We start from the raw sequence: 765 nt of genomic DNA on the forward strand, positions 1-765 counted from the left end.
GCCGTCCTCACCCGAGGTGGCGGGGGCGCCGCCGTTCGCGGGTGCGGTCGGGGCCGTGGTGCCGGTACCGGTGGTGCCGCCGGTGGCGGTGGCGTCGTCGAGCACGGAGATGGCATTGCCGGTCACGCCGATGGGGGCGGTGATGGGTGCGACGACCTGCGAGCCGCCGACGACGCCGTCCTCACCCGAGGTGGCGGGGCTGCCGCCGTTCGCGGGTGCGGTGGGAGCCGCGCCGGTGCCGGTGCCGCCGGTGCTGGCGCTGTCGCCGAGCAGCGAGATGGCGTTGCCGGTCACGGTCACGGGAGCCGTCACGGGGGCGACGACCTGCGTGCCGCTGGCCGTGCCGTCCTCACCGCTGGTGCCCGCATCGACGCCGGTCGCGGGAGCCGGTGCTGCGGCCTCCGCGTCGGTCGAGGCCGACTCGGCGTCGCCCAGGAGCGACAGCGAGTTGCCCGACACGGTCACCGGGGCGTTCACCGCGAGCAGGGCCTGCGTGCCCGAGAGCACACCGTCCATGCCGTCGGTGTCGAGGGAAAGCACCCCGGCCGCGTCAGGGGCCTGGGGAGCCGCGCTCTGGGGTGGAGCGGCGGCCGGGGTGCTGGTCGTGGAGTCGTCGGTGAGGCTGATCGCGTTGCCCGACACGGTGACGGGCAGGTTCACGGTCACGACCGCCTGGGTTCCCGACGCGGTGCCCGAGCCGCCGTCCGTCTCCGCAGCGGGTGCGGGAGCCGGAGCGGGCGCCGGAGCGGGCGCGGGGGCCGGAGC

General features: G+C 76.7%; 1 pseudogene. It reads right to left on the minus strand.

The features are described from left to right. A pseudogene (locus tag DW299_RS19620) lies at positions 1-765 on the minus strand (chaplin family protein); the annotation flags it as partial.

Source organism: Microbacterium sp. K35 (genome assembly GCF_004794375.1).
GTDB classification, from domain to species: Bacteria; Actinomycetota; Actinomycetes; order Actinomycetales; family Microbacteriaceae; genus Microbacterium; species Microbacterium sufflavum.